The organism is Hyphomonas sp. UBA3601, assembly GCF_002375605.1.
Lineage (GTDB): Bacteria > Pseudomonadota > Alphaproteobacteria > Caulobacterales > Hyphomonadaceae > Hyphomonas.
Window position 1 is genome coordinate 19,049 of the sequence record NZ_DFME01000036.1, and the last position, 5,194, is coordinate 24,242.

The window sequence follows — 5,194 nt, forward strand, 5'->3', positions numbered from 1 at the left end:
GACCGGGCCTTTACCAATGACAGTAATCTGCTGAAGCCTCTGCGGGGCTTGGCCCTGACACTGGCGCAACGGGTGACTCCACTCAGGCGAGCCATGGCCCGCCAGGCCAGCGCGGACCAGGATCACCTGCCAAGCCTGATGCGTTAGGCTGGCACGGCCAGTTCCCGCAGGAATTTCCACGTATACAGCCCGGAATCATGTCCGTCAGAGAATTGGATGCGCACGGCATAGCGCCCGACCGGTTCGGCGCCGAGCACGGAGATATCGTCCGGCACCGGCGGCTGGGGAGGGCGTGGACCGCTGCCATGACCGCGGACCTCCGCTGACGGGCTTTCCTCGCGCAGGCGTTTGTAGCCGATGACGCCGGATACGCCGTCGTCGAATTCGATAAATAATTCCTGTGCGGATTTCCGGAAAGCCAGACGAGCAGGCCAGGATGGATCGCTCATGCGCCGGGCTCATCGTGAGGAGCGGTTTCGTCCAGATCGCGCGCCTCATCCGCCAGCATGATCGGAATGCCATTGCGGATCGGATAGGCCAGCCGCGCCTTTGGCGAGACCAGCTCGTCGGCGGCGCGGTCATAGCTCAACGGCTGGCGGCTGACCGGGCAAATCAGGATTTCCAGCAAGCGAGGATCAACCCCGGACGGGCCCTTGCGCGGCGCGCCAATTTCTTTCCCGGTATCTTCAGACATGAACGCCCCTATTGCAGCGTGCCGCCATCCTGGCCGGACACATCCATTTCCAGAAGGGTGATGAGCGTTTCCGCGCGATCTTTCAAGGTGGGCGCCTCAACGAGCGCCTGCTTCTCCATCACGGAGAATGGACATCCCGAGCAAAGCGCATTCACCAGGGTTTCGAGCGGAGCTTCTTCCACCGCCGACCAGTCCGTCGCCATGTCGTGTGTCTCGGTATAGTCGTGCAACGCACCGACGAGACGCTTGCGGTCCGGCAAGCGCGCAGGCGGGACATCTTTCAGGTCTTCGGCATAGGGCGTCCAATCGGGCGTCACCTGCCGATAGGGCGTCATCACCGAAAGCTCTTTGGAGACATCAAACCGCGCAATTCCCGACAGCGTGATCAGATAGCGACCATCCCCTGTTTCAGACCAGGCCGTAATACGTCCCGCGCACCCGGTTTGCGCAATATCCGGCTTGGCTCGTGTGCCCCCGATAGTCTGGACCATGCCGATCATGCGGTCGCCCTGAATGACATCATCAATCATGTTGAGGTAACGCGGTTCGAAAATGTTCAGCGGCAACTGCCAGCGCGGAAACAGGAGCGCGCCGGGCAGGGGGAAGATCGCCAGCTGTTCCGGCAGTTCGGAAATACGCGTGAAGCTCGGCTGGGTCATCGGATTGCGTCTCTTTCTGGATCGGCCTGAAAAGAGATGTGGAGCGAATGCTCCCTCAGGCAAACATCAGCGATGCAAGACGACGGCGACCGCTGACGGTTGCCGGGTCTGTCGCCCCTGCCGCCTCAAACATCTGTAGCAGCTTTTCCTTGGCCTTGCCTTCGCTCCAGTCGAGCTTGTGTCCGAGAATGATCAGCAGATGATCAATCGCATCCCCGAACCGGCCAGCCGCGCCATACTTCTCTGCCAACTCAAACCGCGTGTCATGATCATCGGGATTGGCAAGGACGGCTGAAAGCGCCGCTTCGAATTCGTCTGGTTCAGCCGCCGAATCGCCCATCATTTCAATGGCGGTGCGGACGCCTTTGACGGCGCTGTCATTCTGCTTGTCCTCGGGGATCATATCGAGCGTCACTGTGGCGCGTTCCTTGTCGCCATTGGCGAGGTAACAGCGAGCGAGCCCGGCGATCGCTGTGACGTTTTCTGGCTCCTGCTGAATGACAGCCGCATAGATCTGCGCCGCTGTGCCAATATCGCCTGCCTGGCTAGCCGCTTCAGCCTGTTCCAATGCCTCGGCAATCATCTTGCCGGCATCGGTTCCGCTCAGCAGCTTCTCGACGAACGCATTGATCTGGCTTTCCGGCAGTGCGCCCATGAAGGCATCGACCGGGCGGCCCTTGTCGAACGCATAGACGGCCGGAATGGAACGTACGCCAAGCTGCCCGGCATAGGCCGGGTTTTCATCAATATTGATCTTGACCAGCTTGACCTGGCCATTGCGGGACTCGACCGCCTTTTCGATGATCGGCCCAAGCGTCCGGCACGGTCCGCACCACGGCGCCCAGAAATCCACGATTACGGGCTGTTGCTCGGACGCCTCCACAACATCGGCCATGAAATCCTGGTCGGTTGTATCTTTGGTATGAAGCGAAGCCATTTCAGTCATGTGAGCGTGTTCCTTGAATATCTGCAGGGAACATGGGCTGGAGACCCGCTTTTCGCAAGGCGCGGTCCTGACACCAAACGGGCTGTGCGCGTTCATCTGGCAGTCAATCTGGACATGCGATTGGGTGAAGCTGAATGCGGTGCAACGAAAAGCGACGAAAATACCTTTTTCGCGCCCTGTTTCTGCAAGCCTGTCGCGCTTAAGTGTAGGTCCATTGGTCAACGAATTGAGGAGACCGCACAATGTTGAATTTCCTGGCAAGCCTTGGCGCAATCACCGCGATCGCCACGTCCCCCTTCGCAATGGGCCTGCAGATCACCGATGCCGCAGCCCCTGCTCCGCAAGTCGCTCAGCCTGCTGGCCTGACAGACAAACAACGCGCCGACCTGCTGGAACGCGCCTCGGCCGCGCTGGCCGCTGTGGAGACCGCAAGCGGTACGTTTGAACAACTTGCGCCTGACTATACTGAATCAACTGGACGGTTCGCCCTTTCGCGACCTGGCAAGGTGCGGTTTGAATATGACGCCCCAAGCCCGCTTCTCGTCGTAAGCGATGGAACAACTGTGGCGCTTCAGGATTCCGAACTGGAAACCACGGATCGCGTCCCCCTCGGCACGACCCCGCTCGCCCTGTTGCTGGATGACGACATCGATTTTGCCACCGAAGCCGACGTGCTCGACGTGCAAAACCGCAATGGTCGGGTCGAAATCACACTTCGGGACAAGTCCGGTGAAATGGACGGCACGCTGACCCTGCTGTTGATGGAAAGTGATATGTCGCTGACCGGATGGCGCACGATGGATAGCGGCGGAAACCCCACCTCCGTACAACTGACGAATGTGGAATCGGGCAAACGATTGAACCCACGCCTATTCGTAATGAAGGATTTTGACGAGAATTGAGGTCGAACTTGACCGCTGGCGCCGGAAAACTGGACCCCAGACGACACAGCCAAGCATATAACACAATTTTCACTTGAATTTAATTGTGAGAGTGACATCTTTGCAACTGTGGACGACGCAGCTACCCCGCGCAGCAATTGACCCCCCGCTGCGACCAGATGCGTTGTCACCGTCGGAGCCTTCCCCTCCCGGCGAGACGTGCAAAGCAAGCGTCTGACGCGTCCGAGCTTCCCCGCGCTCGGGCGCGTTGACGTTTCTGGAAACACTGTTACGCAGCCTGAATGTCAAATTCACTCAAGATCGTCAGCTGGAACATCAATTCGGTCCGCCTGCGCGCCCCCAATGTGGAAGCCTTCGTCGCCGCTGAGCAGCCGGACGTAATCTGTCTGCAGGAAACCAAATGCCAGGACGGGGAATTTCCTGAAAAGGCTTTTCGGGAAATGGGTCTGCCACATCTGGTCCTGAACGGTCAGAAAGGCGGTCATCACGGCGTGGCCATTGCTTCGCGCCTGCCGATCGAACGTATCGAGGCCCCAGATCTGTGCCGCCACGGGCATTCCCGTGTGATCGCAGCAAAAGTGGCAGGCGTCGAAATCCACAATATCTACCTGCCGGCTGGCGGCGACGAACCGAATGCAGACACGAACGACAAGTTCGCGCACAAGCTGGATTTCCTTGAGCGGCTTGGACCTGGCTATAAGAAGCAGACCACAACACCGCGTGTTCTGGTCGGCGATCTCAATGTCGCGCCGCACGAGAATGACGTCTGGTCACACAAACAGATGTTGAAGATCATCTCGCACACGCCGGGCGAGACAGAACGCCTGGAAGATTCGCGCAGTCAGGCGAGGTTCGCTGACATCGGCCGACTGGCCGTTGATGATCATCAGAAACTGTATTCCTGGTGGAGCTATCGCGCGAAAGACTGGGCCAAGAGCAATCGGGGCCGCAGGCTGGATCATATCTGGATGAACCCGGCTGCCCTGCCAGACACGCAGCTGGACACATACCGCGTCCATCTTGCCTGGCGCGGCGGCTGGAAACCCTCAGATCACGCGCCCATCAGCGTTGAGATGAAAGTCTAGGGCTGAAGGCGGTATCCGCCAGCATCAGTCAGCAACAGGCGTGCGTGTGCCGGATCAGGCTCGACCTTCTGACGCAGGCGGTAGATATGGGTTTCCAGCGTGTGCGTGGTGACCGTCGCATTGTAGCCCCAGACTTCTGACAATAACTCATCCCGTGCGACCGGCTTGCCCTGTGCGCGGTAGAGATATTTCAGGATGTTGGTTTCTTTCTCCGTCAGGCGCACCTTTCGGCCATCTTCCGTGACAAGCAATTTCATGGATGGGCGGAACTCGTAAGGCCCGACCTGGAAGGTCGCGTCTTCAGACTGTTCGAAACTGCGCAGGTGCGCACGTACCCGCGCCAGCAGAACAGAGAATTTGAAGGGCTTGGTGACATAGTCATTCGCGCCGGATTCGAGGCCGAGTATCGTATCTGCATCGCCATTCTGTCCCGTCAGCATGATGATCGGTGCACGCACGCCCTTTTGGCGCATTTGCTTGCAGGCTTCGCGGCCATCCATGTCCGGCATATCGACATCGAGCAGGATCAGGTCGATTCGTTGGGCTAGCGCGTGAGTGATGCCCTCGTTCGCATTGGCGGCCTGCAATGTGGTGAAGCCATCGTGCAAGTCGAATTGCTCGGCGAGCGCTTCGCGCAGGTCCTGGTCATCGTCAACCAGCAGGATCGTCTTGTTACCTGTCACGGGCGTCTCCTAATTTCGGTCGTCGCTGTGTATTGCGGCTGCTGTCAAATGCCATATGACTTTGCCTAACGCGCAATCACAAGTGTGGGAGCAGTCCGTGAGCATGAAATTCACCGCAACGCAAACCGGCAAGTTTTCGGGGCCGGGCTTTACGGCCCGGTGCGTCCTGGGCAAAGGCGGCGTGGTGAAGGCATCGCAAAAGCGCGAAGGCGACGGAGCCTCTCC

Annotated in this window: 7 protein-coding genes; 2 read left to right on the plus strand and 5 right to left on the minus strand. The window is 59.0% G+C overall.

From position 1 onward, the window contains the following. Nucleotides 1-143: 143 nt before the first annotated feature. From B4F73_RS04180 to trxA, 4 genes are read right to left on the minus strand one after another with little or no spacing between them, the layout of a single operon-like run. Entirely contained in the window at nucleotides 144-449 is a 306-nt protein-coding gene (locus B4F73_RS04180) for a DUF971 domain-containing protein (protein ID WP_290480274.1), read from the minus strand. After that, nucleotides 446-694 (minus strand): Trm112 family protein, encoded by a 249-nt coding sequence (locus B4F73_RS04185; protein ID WP_206991730.1) that lies wholly within the window; start codon nucleotides 692-694, stop codon nucleotides 446-448. Before B4F73_RS04185 ends, B4F73_RS04180 begins: the two co-directional genes overlap by 4 nt. Before the next feature lie 8 nt (nucleotides 695-702). Next, nucleotides 703-1,353, minus strand: coding sequence for an LON peptidase substrate-binding domain-containing protein (locus B4F73_RS04190; protein ID WP_290480273.1), 651 nt, complete (start codon nucleotides 1,351-1,353; stop codon nucleotides 703-705). A gap of 55 nt (nucleotides 1,354-1,408) precedes the next feature. Further along, nucleotides 1,409-2,299, minus strand: coding sequence for a thioredoxin (trxA, locus tag B4F73_RS04195; protein WP_290480272.1), 891 nt, complete (start codon nucleotides 2,297-2,299; stop codon nucleotides 1,409-1,411). Between the two features lie 242 nt (nucleotides 2,300-2,541). Between trxA and B4F73_RS04200 the strand changes: the two genes are divergently transcribed. Beyond that, complete coding sequence (locus B4F73_RS04200) at nucleotides 2,542-3,201, plus strand: LolA family protein (RefSeq protein WP_290480271.1); 660 nt, start codon at nucleotides 2,542-2,544, stop codon at nucleotides 3,199-3,201. Nucleotides 3,202-3,482: 281 nt separating this feature from the next. Then, nucleotides 3,483-4,286, plus strand: coding sequence for an exodeoxyribonuclease III (locus tag B4F73_RS04205; RefSeq protein ID WP_206991728.1), 804 nt, complete (start codon nucleotides 3,483-3,485; stop codon nucleotides 4,284-4,286). Here B4F73_RS04205 and B4F73_RS04210 read toward each other — a convergent pair. Continuing rightward, nucleotides 4,283-4,969, minus strand: coding sequence for a response regulator transcription factor (locus B4F73_RS04210; RefSeq protein WP_290480270.1), 687 nt, complete (start codon nucleotides 4,967-4,969; stop codon nucleotides 4,283-4,285). The two genes, B4F73_RS04205 and B4F73_RS04210, sit on opposite strands and share 4 nt — an antisense overlap. Nucleotides 4,970-5,194: the final 225 nt, after the last annotated feature.